This window comes from Promicromonospora umidemergens (assembly GCF_024171995.1).
In the GTDB taxonomy this organism is placed as follows: domain Bacteria; phylum Actinomycetota; class Actinomycetes; order Actinomycetales; family Cellulomonadaceae; genus Promicromonospora; species Promicromonospora umidemergens.
On the sequence record NZ_JAMTCT010000003.1, the window covers coordinates 199,202 to 215,028 of the forward strand.

Consider the following 15,827-nt stretch of genomic DNA (forward strand, 5'->3'; position numbering starts at 1 on the left):
GAGTCAGCCCTGGATCGTGTTCTCGTCGCCGACGATGCCTGCTACTGCTTCGTCGTAGACGGCGGCCGCCTCCTCCGGCGTCTGCTGCCCGGTCATCACGGACTCCATCGCGACCATGATCTCGTTGGAGACCTTCGGGTAGTCCGAGGTCGCGGGCCGGAAGTGGGTCACGTCGACCAGGTCGGTGAAGAACTCGGTGGTCGGGTTCGACTTGGTGTACTCGGGGTCCTCGGCGACGTCGGTCCGTACGGCGATCTGGCTGTTCGCGACGTCGAACCAGAGGGAGTTCTCCCGGTTCAGGGCCATGGAGATGAACTCGAACGCGGCGTCCGGGTTCTCGGAGCCGGCGCCCATGGCGAGGGTCCAGCCGCCGGACATGCTCACGGCACCCGGCTCCTGGCCCTCCTGGGTGGGCATCGGAGCCGTGCCCATCGTCTCGGACCACTCGGGCCAGGGCGCGACGCCGGACTCGAGCCAGTTGCCCGCCACCCACGAGCCGTCGAGCGCGATGCCGACCTTGCCCTCAGGCAGCCACTCGGCCTGCACCGTGTTGCCGATGTTGGTGTCGAGCGCCTGCTGCGGGGTGGGCGCGAGGCCCTCGGTGAACACCGTCTCGATGAACTCGAGGGACTCGACGAAGCCCTGCGAGCCGAGCACCCACTTGCCGTCCTCGTAGAGCGTGTCGCCGGTGCCGTACAGCAGCATCTCGAAGCCCTGCATCACTGCCGCCTCGCCCTGGGGCTTGCCGGAGTACATGTTGAACGGGATGACGTCGGGGTCGGACTCCTTGATCGCCCGGGCCCCCTCGAGCAGCTCGTCCCACGACGTCGGCGCCCAGTCCTCCGGCAGGTCCGCCTTGGCGAGCACGTCCTTGTTGAACCAGAGGCCGCGGGTGTCAGTACCCATGGAGACGCCGTAGGTCTTGCCGTCGTCGCCCGCACCGGCCTCCTTGGCGCTGTCGACGAACTGGTCCCACTCGTCCCACTCGGCGAGGTAGTCGTCCAGCGGCTGCAGGTACCCGGCCTCGACGTCGGACTTGATCATGTACGTGTCCTCGTACATGACGTCAGGTGCGGTGCTGGGCGACCGGTTCATCAGGGCGAGCTTCGTGAAGTAGTCGTTCTGCTGCGCCTCGATGGGTACCAGCTCGACGGTGACGCCGGGGTTCGCCTCCTCGAAGTCGACCTTGACGTCCTTGAACAGCTCGTCGGCCTGCGTGAAGTTGCCGAACTTCTGGTAGGCCACCTTGATCGTGGCGTCGTCGGACCCACCGTCGCCGGAGCCGCAGGCACCGAGCGAGAGGGCGAGCGCCGCTGCCGTGACGGGTGCGATGAGGAATCGTGCCGTGCGCATGAAGCTCCCTTGCGTCGTGCGAAGCCCGGCAACATTGCCGGACAAGCTGAGGCACACGATTCACCCCTGGCGGGCCCGAGTCAAGAGACTGTCCGGACCATTTGTCAGCGCTGTCAGTTTGTCGGCTCCTGACGACCACCGGGGCACCCTGTTCACGACTGCAGACTTGGTCGCGGCCTGATCCGCCGAGTGCAGAGCTGGTGCGGTTAGAGCCCTTCTCATCGCAACCAGCTCTGCACTCGGAGCTGGCGACAGCAACCAAGTCTGCAGTCGGCAATCAACCCTGGCGGGGCATCAACCCTGGGAGTCGGCCAGGACCGCTACCGTGCGTCCCGGTACCGTGACTGTCCCGGCCGCGCGGTCCCAGGTGGTCTGCCGCACGACGGCGTCCGCCCCGCGCGCCTGCACCGGCGAGAGCGCGTAGCCACGGCCCGCGAGCTCAGGAACCTGGACGGTGGCCTGCTCCGGCGACGCGTTGAAGACCACGAGCACGCCGTCGAGCTTCCGGTCGACGTCGGTGGCGCCCGCCCGGTCGTCGACCGACATGGTGATCACGCCAGGCGACGCGTCCGGACCCGAGCCGGGGAAGGTCACCTTCTCCCGGATGAGCTCGGCGGACCCCAGCCGGAACAGCTCGGTAGAGTGCCGCAGCTCCAGCAGCTCGGCCGCCTGGTCCGCGGCGAACCTGATGTCGTCAGGGCTCGGCTTGAGCGCGGCGTCGGCCAGGAGCGGGCCCTGGAGCGGCCACTTGTCCTCGTTGTCCGCCGCCATCGGCAGGCCGCGCCCGAACCCGTTGTCCTGCCCCGACCAGTCGATGGCGTTGAACCAGTCCCCGGAGTCGTACGAGTTGCGGTCCAGCGACTTGGAGCGCAGCAGGTCCGTTCCGGCGTGCCAGAACGACGGCGACTGCGACAGTGCGGCCGTCGCGAGCGACACCGTGTTCATCCGGACCCGGTCGGTCATCGGGGTGTCCGCGGGCAGCTTGAGCGTCAGCAGGTCGAACAGCGTCTCGTTGTCGTGCGCGTCGACGTAGGTGACTACCTCCTCGGGCGAGTCCGCGTACCCCGCTGGCGAGCCCCGGTAGTCCAGCTCGTCGCCCCTGACCTGCTCCCCCGATGAGGTGGTGACCTCGTAGGAGCGCAGGTTCCCGGCCAGCCCGAGCTTCACGAGATCGCTCTGGTGGGCCAGGTCCGCCGCCTCGTCGGCTCCGCCGTCGTTGACCGACGCCGGGTCGCCGAGCCGCGCCTCCCTGCCGTTCGGGTCGGTGAACAGCCCCGTACCGAAGCCCTGCGTGAACAGCGACGCGCCGTCGACGGGCGAGCCGCCGTGGACGGCGTCGCGCAGGCGGTCGCTGAACGTTCCGATGCCCGTGCCGCCGAGCTGGCCCTGCGTGGCCTGCTCGAAGCGAGCGTTGCCGGCCACCTCACCGAAGTCCCAGCCCTCGCCGTACAGGTACACGCTCGACCCGTCGACGCCGTCCTCCTCCAGGGTCAGGGAGTCCAGCGCCGCCCGGACCGCCTCCAGGTTGGCGCGGGAGTGGTGGCCCATGAGGTCGAACCGGAACCCGTCCACGTGGTAGTCGCGGGCCCAGGTGACCACCGAGTCGACCATCAGCTTCTGCGCCATGGCATGCTCCGTGGCGACGTTCTGGCAGCAGGTGCTGGTCTCGACGTCGCCGCTGGTCGGGTTCTGCCGGTGGTAGTACCCAGGGACCACACGGTCCAGCACCGACTTGGGGTCCTGGCCCGACGCCGCCGTGTGGTTGAACACCTGGTCCAGCACCACCTGCAGCCCGGACCGGTGGAGGTTGCCGACCATCGAGCGGAACTCTGCGACACGCTCTCCGCCATCGGCCTGGATCGCGTAGGAGCCCTCCGGCGCCATGAAGTGGTACGGGTCGTAGCCCCAGTTGAAGCCGTCCTTCCCCTGGACCTCCGCGACGGCGGCCTGCTGCTCCTCGCTGTCGGGCGCGAGGCCCGACAGGTCGGCGGTCGTGGCCTGCTCCGCACGGCTCTCGGGGATCGTGGCGATGTCGAACGTGGGCAGCAGGTGCACGGTGGTGAGCCCGGCGTCGGCCAGCGAGCGCAGGTGCTTCATCCCGTCCGAGCGGCTGGCGCCGAACGCGCCGTAGGTGCCGCGCAGCCGTTCGGGCACCGTCTCGTCGGCGATCGAGAAGTCCCGCACGTGCAGCTCGTAGATCGTCTGGTCGACCGCCCGCTCCACGACCGGCGCGGGGGTGGTCCGCCAGACCCTCGGCCGCCAGGCGCGAGCGTCGAGGCCCACCGCCACGGAGTGCGTCGAGTCGAGCGTGAGGCCCACCGAGTAGGGGTCGGTCACGACGTTGGTCTCGACCTGGCCCGTGCTCGGCACGTACACCTCGACGGCGTACCGGTAGCGCGCGCCCTGCCAGCCGTCCCTCGGGCCACCCAGCTTCTTGGCGACCTGCCCCCCGTCGAGCGTCCAGGCTCCGTCGTCCTGCCGGGCCATCTCGAAGGTTCGGGGCTCGGCATCGAGCGGCGTCCGCGCAGGCCAGGCCTGCAGGGTCACCGCACGGGCCGTAGGCGCCCACAGCGCGAACGACGCCCGCTTGCTGCCCTGCCACGTCACGCCCAGCGCCCGGTCCGTGGCGAACAGGTCGTCCAGCACGCCGGGGATCTGCACGCCCGTTGCGGCGGTGAGCGTCTCGCCGTCATACCGGGTCAGCCGGAGCGCTCCCTGCAGGGCCGACGTCGCCGCGGCCCGGTCCAGGCCCTCGACCTCCAGGGCGAGATGGCCCGCCAGGTGAGGGAAGCTCTCGGCAACGTCGGCGGGCACCTCGCCCGGGACCAGCTGGTACGACGTCGGGGCCTCCGCGGAGCCGGTCTCGAGCGCCCAGCGGTCGCCGGCGCCGAAGCCGTCGGCCGGCACCAGGATCAGGTCCCCGCGTACCCAGTGCGCGGCCTGCTGGCCCTCCCCTGGTGTGCCGGGCGATCCGACCTGCACGCTGGGCACCTTGCTCTCCGGGTCCCAGGTGAACGTGACGGGGCCGCCGCCGGTGGAGTACGGGACGTTGGCGCCGTCGCGGGCGCCGTCGGCCCCGTAGTTCTCCGCCCAGGAGCCGTTGAGGGCCACCTTGAACTCGTACGAACCGGCGGGCAGCTCGAACGTGCCGGTGTAGGTACCGTCGTCGGCCAGGGTGAGGCGCGCGGCCTCGCAGTCCGGCGTCCAGTCGCCGGCGCAGCCCATCTCGCTGTTGTGCGAACCGGCGACGGTGACCATCTCGATGTCGGGATCGGTGCCATCGGAGACCACGCCGCTCACGTCGATGCCCACCGACGCGTACGAGCTGGCGGCGGCGCGGTCGCCGTCGGCGTCCTGGGTGACCGTGCGGTACTCGACCAGCGTGCCGTCGGGCAGGTCGGCGCCGTTGGCGCTCACGTCGTGGAACACCCGCGGGGACGTGTCCTCGGCGGTGCCGAGGTGGTGCCACTCGTCGGTGCCGACCGCACGCCAGGCGAACGAGGTCTCCGCCCACGCGTCGTCGATCCCCGCGGCCACCGGGGCCACGCCGGACACCGCGGCGCCCGGCCGGGCGCTCGTGCCCGGGACGACGGTGACGGTGCCAGCGGTGTCGGCTCCTACAGTGCGGTCGGCGACCAGCACGATCGCGGAGCGCGCCGGGACGGTGAGCGTGACCGCGCCGTCGTCGTCGGCCGTCAGCGGGGTGTCGGTGCCGTACAGCGGGGCGAACGTCGCGCCAGGGGTGAGGGTGTCGAGGGTGACGGTCCGCCCGGCGCCCGCGTTGTTGGTGGCGACCAGGTGCTCGACCTGCTCGTCGCGGTGCACGCGGGAGAAGGCGTACACGCCCGCGCCGTCGTCCGCGTGGCGCTCGATCTGGGCGCCCGTGGCGAGGGCGGGGTGGGCCTCGCGGAGGTCGGCGAGCGCCGCGATGTGCTCGTAGAGCGGCGCGTCGGTGCCGTACCGGTCCACGCTCCCGGCCTGCTCGCCCGTCACCAGCGGCTGGTCCGCATACTCGTCGACCTGGGTGGCGAACAGGGTCTGCCGGGCGTCCTTGTCGCCGCCGGTGCCCGCGAAGCCCTGCTCGTCGCCGTAGTAGACCACCGGCTGGCCGCGCGTGAGGTACATCAGCTCGTGCGCGAGCTCGTCGCGGGCGAGCGGGTCGTCGGAGCCGGCCAGCAGGTAGCCCACGCGGCCCATGTCGTGGTTGCCGAGGAACGTCGGCAGGGCCGAGCCGCTGCTGCGCGGCGTCGTGTACAGGTCGTCGGAGGCGTACAGGTCGGCGAGCCGCTGCGCGCTGTTGCCGCTCGCGTAGCTCGTGGCGGCGGCCTGGAACGAGAAGTCGAGCACGGAGCTCATGGCGGTGCGCCGCACGTACGGGGAGGTCTTGGCGGCGTCGGCGTCGTACACCTCGCCGAACGTGAAGAACTCGTCCTTGCCCTGAGCGTGCGCGTACTCCTCGATCTCGGCCGACCACTCCTCCCAGAACTCGAAGTTCACGTGCTTGACCGTGTCGATGCGGAATCCGTCGATGCCGAGGTCGATCCAGGCCTTGTAGATCTCCTCGAAGCCGTCGACCACGTCTCCGTGCTCGGTCATGAGGTCGTCCAGGCCGCTGAAGTCGCCGTAGGTGACAGACTCGCCGGCCCACGTCGAGTTGCCCCTGTTGTGGTACAGCGTCGGGTCGTTGAGCCAGGCCGGGACCTTCACGTCCTGATCGGCCGGGTCGATGACCGGCGTGTACGGAAAGCTGGTCGCGGCGTCGAGCTCGGGGAAGCTGCCCGTCCCGGCGTGGTCGGCCGGGTCGAACGGGTTGCCTGCGGCGTCCTGGTACGGGCTGGTGGCCTGGTCCACGTAGTCGTAGGTGCCTTCGGCGTAGTCGACGACGTCGGCGGTGTGGTTGGTGATGATGTCGAAGTAGACCTTGAGGCCGCGCGCGTGGGCGTCGTCGATCAGGGCCTCGAGCTCGGCGTTGGTACCCAGGTGCGGGTCGATCTGCGTGAAGTCGGTGATCCAGTAGCCGTGGTACCCGGCACTCACGTCGGCGCCGGAGCCCTGCACCGGCCGGTTGAGGAAGCTCGGGGTGAGCCAGATCGCCGTCGTGCCCAGGTCCTCGATGTAGTCGAGGTTCTGGCGCAGGCCGGCGAGGTCGCCGCCCTGGTAGAAGCCCTTGTCCTCCGGGTCGAAGCCGGTGTCGAGCCGGTCGCCCGTCAGGCCTCCTTCGTCGTTGGACGGGTCGCCGTTGGCGAACCGGTCGGTCATCACGAAGTAGAAGCGCTCGTCGCTGCCGGGCTGGCGGACGGGCTCGTGCACCAGGGCTTCGTCCGGCTCCGTGTACTCGCCGGCGAGCGTCAGGGGGGTCAGGGCGGTGCGGTGGGTGGTGTCGTCGTAGGTGACACGGACGGTGGCCGGAGCTTCGAGGTGGAGCGGGGCGTTGTCCTGGCCGCCGTCGCGGCCGTAGGCCTCGTCCCACGAGTCGTTCAGCGCCACCTTGTACTCGTAGGTGCCGGCCGGCAGCTCGAGCTCCGCGCTGAACGTGCCGTCACCCTGGGCGACCAGCTCGGTGTCCGCGCAGGCCGGGTCCCAGTCGGCGGCGCAGCCGAGCTCGTCCTGGAGGCTGCCCACGAGGGCGGCGGTGCGATCCTGCGCCTCGTTCGCGGTCGCGGCGGGTACGGGCGTGCCGGTCGTGCCGGGCGCCGCCGACGCCGAAGCGGCGAGCCCGACCGAGGCCGCGAGCGCGATCGAGACGACGGCCGCGCCGAGCTGTGTGGGGCGCGGGCGCGCGGTGCGAGACATGGATGACCCCTTCGTCGTCCGGAACCCAGTGTGAGCCGAACGCGACTGTAACGCTTGCAGAACATTGCAGCAAGGGTCACCGAGGTCGAATCTGCCGCCACCAGGCGGCGCAGCGGAAAGGTCCGCTTCCACCATGCCGTTGGGCCTGCTGCGCGGCCCGGGAGCAGGCGCACGTGCTTGGTGGAGGCGGACCTTCGCGGTGCGAGAGTCAGAGCGGGAGCTTGAAGCCCTCGTGCGACTGGTCGTAGCCCAGGCCGCGGTAGAACCGGTGCGCCTTCGGCCGCTGCTTGTCCGACGTGAGCTGGGCCAGCACGCAGCCCCGTTCCCGGCCGCGCTCGTGGGCGTGCTCCATAAGGAGCCGGCCTATGCCCTGGCCGCGCAGCTCGCTGCTCACGCGCACCGCCTCGACGAGCAGACGGGAGGCGCCGTTGCGCGAGATGCCGGGGATGAACGTCAGCTGCATCACGCCGATCACCACACCGTCTGACTCCGCGACGACCAGCTCGGTGTCCGGGCTCGCGGTAATGGCCTCGAAGGCTCGCAGGTGCGGCTCGCCGTACGTGCCGGTGCGGCGGGCGGCGACGGCGTCGTCGGCGATGAGCTCGACAACGCGTTCGAGGTCGTCGAGGTTCGCCTCGCGAAAGATCAGGTCCATGCGCTCACCCTAAGGAGCAACCCCCTGGTTGGTGCGCATACGATCTTGGGGTTCACCCGTCCCCCGAGAGGCGCACTTTCTGTGACCAGCTCCCCCGCGCCCGCCACCCCGGACGCCACCCCGCGCAGCTCGTGGATCGCGCTCGCGGTGCTCATCCTCGGTGTCTCGATGGCCCTCCTCGACACGACCATCGTCAACGTCGCGCTGCCGACCATCCGCACGTCGCTCGACGCGTCCGAGAGCACCCTGTCCTGGATCATCTCCGGCTACGCGCTCGCCTACGGCCTGGCCCTCATCCCCGCCGGCCGGATAGGTGACCGCGTGGGCCACAAGTGGGTCTTCGTCGTGGGCCTGGCCGGGTTCACGCTCGCCAGCCTCTGGTGCGGCCTCGCGGACGGCTCCACCGAGCTGATCGTCGCCCGCGTGGCCCAGGGCCTCTGCGGCGGCATCTTCTTCCCGGCCGTTACGGCGCTGATCCAGCTGATGTTCGCCGGCCGCACGCGCGGCAAGGCGTTCGCCGTGATGGGCGCCGCCATCGGGTTCTCCACGGCCCTCGGGCCGATCGTCGGCGGGCTCCTCATCGAGGCGTTCGGCGAGACAGAGGGCTGGCGCTCGATCTTCTTCGTCAACCTGCCGTTCGGGGTGATCGCCGTCGCCGCGGCGGTCGTGCTGCTGCCGAGGATCGTCGTCGGGGCCACCTCGCGCGGGGTCGACGGCGTAGGGCTGCTGCTGGTCACCGTCGCGCTCGTCGCCGTGCTGGTACCGCTCATCGAGGGCGAGGACGCCGGCTGGCCGTGGTGGACCTGGGTGTCCCTGGTGGCTGGCCTGCTGCTGCTCGTCGCGTTCGCGTTCTGGGAGCGCCGTGTCGTGGCGCGCGGCAACAGCCCGCTCGTCCCGCCGCACCTGTTCTCGCACGCGGCCTTCACCGGCGGCGTCATCCTCGCGCTGGTCTATTTCGCGGCGTTCACCAGCATCTTCTTCACCATCTCGATCTTCTGGCAGTCCGGGCTCGGTCACTCGGCGCTGGCATCCGGGATCGTGTCGGTGCCGTTCGCCATCGGGTCGATCGTCGGCGCGACGCAGAGCGAGCGCCTGGCCCACCGCCTGGGCCGGCTCGTGCTCGTGATCGGCACCGGCATGGTCGCCGTCGGCCTCGTGTCGCTGTGGCTCGTGCTCTGGCTGGTGCCGGCCGGCGACCTGACGCACTGGACCCTGGCAGCACCGCTCCTGGTCGGCGGCGTCGGCAGCGGCCTGTTCATCGCGCCCAACGCCCAGTTCATCGTCGCCACCGTCGATCGAGCCGAGGCGGGGGCGGCCTCCGGCGTGATCGGCACCATGCAGCGGATCGGGTCGGCCGCGGGGATCGCCGTCATCGGCTCCGTGCTCTTCGGGTCGCTGTCGTTCCCGCCCGGCCGCCCGACGCCGGAGGTGGTCGCCGACGCCTTCGCCCACGCGGCGACCATGGCGATGGGCACCAGCGCCGCGCTCTCGGTGGCGGCGTTCCTGCTGGTCTTCGCGCTGCCGCGGCGGGCGGCCCCGGCGCGGTAGAGGGGTCGGAGGCATCGGCTAGCCTGCACGGATGGAGAACCTGCTCGTCACGGTGGTGACTGTGCTGGTCATCAGTTCCCTCGTCGTGCTCGCCGTCCAGCACGACGTCCGTGGCCGCGCCCGACGCCGGGCGGAGCCGACATTCAGCCCGGCCACCGCCAGCAGCGGATCCGGGATGCTCGGGGAGCTCGTCGAAGTGTTTCAACCGAGCCGCGAGCACGTCACGGCGGAAGTCGAGCGCCAACGCCTCGACATGGCGCAGCGGCCCGTCGAAGGCGATCCGTTCGACGACGTCGACCTCGATGCCGGGACAGCGGGCTCAAGAATCCACCCGCACCTCCCCTGGCGCACCACCGCGAGCGGCCGATACCTTCCGGACCATGGCGGAGACGTCCGCACCACCCGACCCTGACCTGACGTCGGCGCACCGTGCCGACGGCAAGCTCGCCGACGCCCGGCCAGCCGTCGCGTGGGGTCCGGTGGGCGCAGCGGTGCTGGTCCTTGGCATGCTGCTCACGGCGACCAGCACCCGGTACGGATACCACCGGGACGAGCTGTACTTCCGCATGCTCGACCCCGCCTGGGGGTACGTGGACCAGCCGCCGCTGACCCCCTGGCTGGCACGGACGTTCGCCGAGCTGTTCGGCGACACGCTGCTGGTCATGCGGGTCCCGGCGACGCTGGCCCACCTGGCCGCGATCGTCGTGATCGCGCTCGTCGCCCGTGAGCTGGGCGGACGCGCCGGAGCGCAGGCACTGGCGGCCTGGGGCTACGGGACGGCGGCGATCCCGCTGGCGTTCGGGCACACGTTCCTCACCGCGAGCCTCGACCTGGTGGTGTGGCCAGCGGTGCTGCTGTGCATGATCCGGGCCGTGCAGCGCGACCCCCGCTGGTGGCTCGCGGCCGGGCTGGTCACGGGCGTCGCGCTGTACAACAAGCTGCTCGTGGTGGCGCTGCTCGCCGGGATCCTGCTGGGCCTGCTGGTGGCCTGGCCGTGGCGGGCGCTGCGCGCCTCGGCTGCCGCCACCCGGTGGCCGCTCGCGACGCCCTGGCCCTGGGCCGGCGTGGTGCTCGCGCTGCTGGTGGGGCTGCCGAACCTGGTCTACCAGGCCACGAACGGGTGGCCGCAGCTCGCGATGGGCGCGGCCCTCGGCGAGAACAACGCCGCCGACGTCCGTTCCGAGATGTGGCTCTTCCAGCTGCTCACGCTCGGCCCGCCGTTGGCTCTGGTCTGGGTCGTCGGGCTGGTGTGGGTCTGGCGACGTCGGCCGACGCTGCGGTTCCTGGTGGTCGCGTACCCGGTGCTGCTCCTGTTCACCTACGCGGCCGGGTCCCAGACGTACTACACGACCGGCCTGCTGTCGGTGCTGTTCGCGGCGGGGTGCGTGCCGGTGGCCAACCGCGTCCGGCGGGGCACGATCATCGCCGTCGTGCTGGGCAACGCCGTGGCCTGCCTCGTCATCAGCCTGCCGCTGGTACCGGTCGGCCTGCTGGGCAGGACGCCGATCGCCGACATCAACTCCTCGGCCCAGGACGCCGTCGGCTGGCCCGAGTACGTGCGGCAGATCACCGACGTGCACGCCGCGCTCCCGGAGGCCGACCGGGAGCAGTCGGTGATCCTGACCCAGAACTACGGCGAGGCCGGCGCTGTCGACCGGTTCGGCCCTGACCTCGGGCTTCCTCCCGCGTACTCCGGGCACAACCAGCTGTGGGAGTACGGGCCGCCGCCGGACTCGGCCACCGTAGCCCTGGTGCTCACGGAGAGCCCTGGCGCCTGGGACGACCGCTTCGCCGAGTGCACGGCCAAGGGGCAGCTCGACAACGGAGTCGGCGTCGACAACGAGGAGCAGGGCGTGTCGATCCTCGTGTGCCGGGACCCCGTCGGCGGCTGGGCCACGCTGTGGCCGGAGCTGCGCCACCTCGACTGACCTGGCCCCGCGCGGGGCCAGGTCGATCGCGTGGGGCCCTGTCGACGGCGTCCGCCGGATGTCGTCGACGCCGTCCGCCGGATCAGTCGTTGGCGAGGTGCTCCCTGACCTCCTCGTAGGCCACCTCGTCGGGTGCACCCTCGGTCGGCTCGAACACCATGAGCTGCACACCCCTGGGGAACGCCTCCGACGACACCAGCTTCAGGTGCGTCGTAGGGCCGTCAACAGGGAAGAGCCGCTCGCCCTTGCCCGCCAGCACCGGGTGGACGAACAGGTTGAGCTCGTCCAGCAGGCCGTGCCGCAGGAGCTGGCGCACCACCGACGGTGATCCCGACAGGAAGATGTCGCCCTCCTCCTGCTTGAGCGCCGTGACCGCGTCGACGAAGTCGCCCGTGAGCTGCTCGGAGTTGCGCCAGGTGAACTCGAGCGGTGAGCGGGACAGCACGTACTTGCGCTTGTCGCCGAGGTCCTTTGCCATCTGCGCGTCGTCCTCGCCGGCCTGCTCGCGTTCGGGCCAGGCGCCGGCGAAGCTGTCGTACGTCACGCGCCCGAAGATCATCCGCGGGGGTGCGTGCGTCCGGGTCACCGCCTCGCCCATGGGCTCGTCGAAGTACGGGAAGTGCCACTCGCCCTCGCCGACCTCGACGACGCCGTCGAGCGAGATGAACATGCTGGAGCTGAGCTTGGCCATGATGATCTCCCTGGAGTGTTGTCGCTCGGTTCTACCCGGTTCTGACCACGGGCGCGCGGCAAACTCATCGATCGCCGGCCGGCGAACCTCGCCGGCCGGCAGAGATCGTCAGCCGGCCAGGTGGCTCCACCTCGGCGCGATGACGGCCCACGGACCGACGTCGGCCACCTTGCCGTCCACCAGCACGACGACGCGGTCGGCGCGCGCGAGTGCCGCGCGCTTCGACGTCGCGCCCACCACCGTGGTGCCCCGCTCGCGCAGGGCGGCCCACAGCTCGATCTCGGTCGAGGCGTCGAGCGCGCTGGAGACGTCGTCCGCCAGCAGGAGCTCCGTGTCCGCGGCGAGCGCCCTGGCGAGCGCGAGCCGCTGCACCTGGCCGCCGGACAGGCGTACGCCGCGGTGCCCCACGAGCGCGTGCGGGCCGCCGGCCTCCTCCATGTCCTGCGCGAGGCGTGCGCCCTGCACCGGGCCGACGATGTCGCGCGCGTGGTCGAGCCGGACGTTGTCGGCGAACGAGCCCGACAGCACCCGCGGCACCTGGGCCACGTGGGCCACCTGGCCGGGACGCAGGAACGCCTGGGCATCGGTCACCTCGGTCCCGTTCCAGCGGACCTCTCCGGTGTGCTCCATGAGCCCGGCCAGCGCGGACAGCAGCGACGACTTGCCCGACCCGACCTGCCCGAGCAGGAGCACCAGCTCGCCACGACGGATCTCGAGGTCGACGTCCGAGACGCCGATCGTGCCGTCGTCGTGCACGGCGGTCAGGTTACGCAGCTCCAGGCTGTCCAAGGGCTCACGTCGGGTCGACTCGGGTGCGGGGGCAGTGCCCTCCACGAGGTCCACGCCGGGCTCTCGCGAGACGAGGTCGACGCCGCCCGCAAAGCGGGCCGTGGCGACCTGCCAGGCCCGGGTTCCGGGTGCCTCGGTGACCACTGCGCCCGCGACGACACCGAACCACGCGAAACCCATCACGGCGCTCGAGACGAGCAGCGTCGTGGCCAGGTCCCACCTCTCGGTCAGGAAGAACGCCCACGCGGCGACGACGCCCACGTAAAGGGCCACCAGCGGCACCGAGTCGAGCACCGCCTGCACCCGGTGCTCGAAGATCGCAGCCTTGACGCGACCGGAGTCGACCTCGCCGAGGTGCCTGCGTACGTCGGGGGTCCGCGCGGCCAGCTTCACCGTGCGGGCCGAGTCGAGCGCGGAGACCAGGGCGCGGCCGAACCGGGCGCGTGCCGCCGAGGAGCCGGCGGCCGAGCGGCCCGCGATCGGCCGGCCGATCGCCGAGGCCGCCGCCGACACCACCATGACCGCCAGCAGGACCGCACCCGCGGTCCAGGTCCCGCTGATCAGGGCCGTGACCGCGACGATCGCGAGCCCGTTGACGAAGTCGACCCAGCGGTCCGCGTACCGCACGAACCGGTCGGCGTCCATCGACCGGGCCACCACCTCGCCGGGCGGCGTGGCGGGCAGCCGGTACTGCCGGGTCTGCCCGTGCATGACCGACATCCGGATCCGCAGCAGCACCTCGACCCACCAGCGCGGGTACACGCCCAGCGCGCGGGAGATGAACAGCGGCTGCATCAGCAGCAGCACCGCGAGCGCGACGAGCAGCCCGACGGGCAGCTCGCCCGTGCCTACCTCCTCGACCGTGCGACCCCACAGGAACCCGCTGACCGCACCCTGGGCGGCGACGAGGCTCGCCAGGAGGAAGAGGACCGCGCCGAACAGGCCCCACTTCGGGCGCACGAACAGTGCGTGCAGCACGGCACGCGCGAGGCTCGGCCCGTCGCCGGGCGGGGTCAGGTCGGGCGGAGTCCCGGACCGACGACGGCCGCCGACCGCATCGGGCTCGGTGGTGCCTCGTTCGGTGGTGCCAAGTTCCGTGGCGCCGCGCTCGGCAGCCGCTGACCGGTCCGCGGCGGGAGCCGTCACCGACTGGGCACGTGCCTCGGCCGCGTCGCTGGTTCCCGGCCCGACCGCCGCGTCGTCCAGCGACCCGTCGCTCGCGCCGGCCTCCAGCAGTGTGCGGAAGGGGCCCCGCATGCGGGCAAGGGCCGCGCGCGAGCCCTGCTGCACCACGCGGCCGTGGTCGAGGACCGCCACGAGGCCTGCCCGCTCGATGGTGCCGAGCCGATGTGCGATCAGTACGCCCGTGCGTCCGCTGAGCAGCCGGTCCGACGCCGCGACGACACGCGCCTCGGTGAGGGGGTCCATCCGCGCGGTCGCCTCGTCGAGCACCACGAGCTGCACGTGCCGCACGAGGAGGCGCGCGAACGCGACGAGCTGCTCCTCACCCGCCGACAGCGTGGTGCCGCCAGGGCCGAGGAGCGTGTCGAGGCCGTCGGGCATGCCGGCTGCCCAGTCGGTCAGCCCGAGCTCGCGCACGGCGGCTTCGATGTCCGAGCGCGGGACGTCGGAGAACAGTGCGATGTTCTCCGCGAGCGTCCCCGCGATGATCTCGGTGCGCTGCGTCACCACGCCGACGGCGCCGCGCAGCTTCTGCAGGTCCAGGTCGCGCACGTCGGCTCCGCCGAGGAACACCGACCCGCGCTCCGGCTCGACCGCGCGCGACAGCAGCGCGGCGAGCGTCGACTTGCCCGATCCTGTGCGGCCGACGAGCGCGATCGTCTCGCCGGCGGGGACCGTCAGGTCGACGTCGCTCAGGGCGAACGTGCCCTCCGCGTAGGCGAAGGTCAGGTCGCGCAGCTCGAGTCCGAGCGGCCCGTCCGGCAGGTCGTCGCCGCCGTCGGGCTCCGGCTCGACGGCCAGCATCTGCCGGATGCGCAGCACGGCGCCGAGGCCCTCCTGGATGTCCGGCAGGTGATGCACCAGGTTGTCCATCTGCCCCACGAACATCGCGGTGACCAGGAACAGCGTGACGAGCTGATCCACCGACAGGCCACCGTCCGCAGCGACCACCGCGCAGACGACGACGGTCCCGGCCAGCAGGGCGTACATCACCAGTCCGGCCCGCCGCAGCAGGCGCTCCTCGACGCGCACCACCGCACGGAACTTGTCGTGCACGATCGCCGAGAGCTGCGCCACCCGGCGCACGGCGAACGCCTGCCCCAGGCTGGTACGCAGGTCGTTCCGGGCGGCCACGGCCTCCTCGAAGGCAGCGGCGTGGTCGGTCCACGCGGCCTCCTCGATGACCTTGCGGCGCGAGATCTCGCCGAGCAGCGGCCGGGTGAGCAGTGCGACGACCCCGCCGAGCACGGGGAACAGGAACCAGGCCGGCCACCAGGTGATGCCCGCGATGATCCACATGGGAACGACACCGACGACCGTGCGTCCGGCGCCCCACAGCTGGCGGCGCACCAGGGTGCCGACCGCGTGCGTGTCGTCGTCGACCCGGTCGAGGACCTCGCCGACCGCCTGCTCGGAGAGCGTCGCCAGCGGCTGGCGCAGTGCCGCGCTGAGCAGGTCGCTCCGGAGCCTGCCCTCGGCGCGGTCCACGACACTGGCCCAGACCACCTGACCGACACCGTCGAACAGCGCGCCGCCCACCACGCACGCGGCGAGCAGCATCAGCCCGACGACGGTGGCGCCCGCCGCCAGCTGCCCGGCCGCGACCGTGCCGAGGGCCTGGCCGATGGCGCCAGCGGTGAGGGCAAGGAGGGCCACGACGGCGGCCGGACCACGCAGCCTGCGCCAGTCGAGCCGGCGTGCCGGGTCGTCCGTCAGGAGGTGTGCAGGGCGAGGCAACGCCTCAGGAACGGGCGCTGTCTCGGGGGTCTGCGGTGCGTCGATCATCGTTTTCTGAGGCTACGTCGAGACACCGACAGTCCCCGCCTCTTTTTCCACGGAGCGACCAACCTCACGCCTTGCCCAGGACAGGTCAGACCCCCAGGTCACT

General features: G+C 71.5%; 8 protein-coding genes. 3 read left to right on the forward strand and 5 right to left on the reverse strand.

Features of this window, described 5'->3' with window-relative positions; all coding sequences use genetic code 11:
* Positions 1–3: 3 nt before the first annotated feature.
* The 3 genes from APR04_RS07000 to APR04_RS07010 all read right to left on the reverse strand — a co-directional run bounded on the left by APR04_RS07000 (position 4) and on the right by APR04_RS07010 (position 7,801).
* On the reverse strand, positions 4–1,353 hold the full coding sequence (locus APR04_RS07000) for an extracellular solute-binding protein (protein WP_253868828.1): 1,350 nt from the start codon (positions 1,351–1,353) through the stop codon (positions 4–6).
* A gap of 294 nt (positions 1,354–1,647) precedes the next feature.
* Positions 1,648–7,146: a pullulanase-type alpha-1,6-glucosidase gene (gene pulA / locus APR04_RS07005; RefSeq protein WP_253868831.1), complete on the reverse strand. Its 5,499-nt coding sequence runs from the start codon at positions 7,144–7,146 to the stop codon at positions 1,648–1,650.
* 208 nt (positions 7,147–7,354) lie between these two features.
* A complete protein-coding gene (locus APR04_RS07010; RefSeq protein WP_253868833.1) occupies positions 7,355–7,801 on the reverse strand; it encodes a GNAT family N-acetyltransferase in 447 nt (148 codons plus the stop codon).
* A gap of 81 nt (positions 7,802–7,882) precedes the next feature.
* On the opposite strand from APR04_RS07010, the gene APR04_RS07015 reads away from it, so the two are divergent.
* Genes APR04_RS07015 through APR04_RS07025 form a run of 3 tightly spaced genes read left to right on the forward strand, consistent with a single transcriptional unit; the run spans position 7,883 to position 11,277 of the window.
* Positions 7,883–9,349 carry an MFS transporter gene (locus APR04_RS07015; RefSeq protein WP_253868835.1) on the forward strand — a complete coding sequence of 489 codons (1,467 nt, stop codon included), beginning with the start codon at positions 7,883–7,885 and terminating at the stop codon, positions 9,347–9,349.
* A gap of 31 nt (positions 9,350–9,380) precedes the next feature.
* A complete protein-coding gene (locus tag APR04_RS07020; protein WP_253868837.1) occupies positions 9,381–9,761 on the forward strand; it encodes a hypothetical protein in 381 nt (126 codons plus the stop codon).
* Positions 9,730–11,277, forward strand: coding sequence for a glycosyltransferase family 39 protein (locus tag APR04_RS07025; protein ID WP_253868839.1), 1,548 nt, complete (start codon positions 9,730–9,732; stop codon positions 11,275–11,277). Before APR04_RS07020 ends, APR04_RS07025 begins: the two co-directional genes overlap by 32 nt.
* A gap of 82 nt (positions 11,278–11,359) precedes the next feature.
* On the opposite strand, the gene APR04_RS07030 is transcribed toward APR04_RS07025, so the two are convergent.
* Both APR04_RS07030 and APR04_RS07035 read right to left on the reverse strand, forming a co-directional pair.
* The gene (locus APR04_RS07030) at positions 11,360–11,968 is read right to left on the reverse strand and encodes a dihydrofolate reductase family protein (RefSeq protein WP_253868842.1); all 609 of its coding nucleotides are present in this window, start codon (positions 11,966–11,968) and stop codon (positions 11,360–11,362) included.
* A gap of 108 nt (positions 11,969–12,076) precedes the next feature.
* The gene (locus APR04_RS07035; RefSeq protein ID WP_253868845.1) at positions 12,077–15,724 is read right to left on the reverse strand and encodes an ATP-binding cassette domain-containing protein; all 3,648 of its coding nucleotides are present in this window, start codon (positions 15,722–15,724) and stop codon (positions 12,077–12,079) included.
* Positions 15,725–15,827: the final 103 nt, after the last annotated feature.

What these genes read in the sequence shown, in the direction of transcription:
- APR04_RS07010 (WP_253868833.1), bottom strand. Translation starts at nt 7,801, where the DNA reads ATGGACCTGATCTTTCGCGAGGCGAACCTCGACGACCTCGAACGCGTT.
- pulA (WP_253868831.1), bottom strand. Translation starts at nt 7,146, where the DNA reads ATGTCTCGCACCGCGCGCCCGCGCCCCACACAGCTCGGCGCGGCCGTC.
- APR04_RS07020 (WP_253868837.1), top strand. Translation starts at nt 9,381, where the DNA reads ATGGAGAACCTGCTCGTCACGGTGGTGACTGTGCTGGTCATCAGTTCC.
- APR04_RS07025 (WP_253868839.1), top strand. Translation starts at nt 9,730, where the DNA reads ATGGCGGAGACGTCCGCACCACCCGACCCTGACCTGACGTCGGCGCAC.
- APR04_RS07000 (WP_253868828.1), bottom strand. Translation starts at nt 1,353, where the DNA reads ATGCGCACGGCACGATTCCTCATCGCACCCGTCACGGCAGCGGCGCTC.
- APR04_RS07030 (WP_253868842.1), bottom strand. Translation starts at nt 11,968, where the DNA reads ATGGCCAAGCTCAGCTCCAGCATGTTCATCTCGCTCGACGGCGTCGTC.
- APR04_RS07035 (WP_253868845.1), bottom strand. Translation starts at nt 15,724, where the DNA reads ATGATCGACGCACCGCAGACCCCCGAGACAGCGCCCGTTCCTGAGGCG.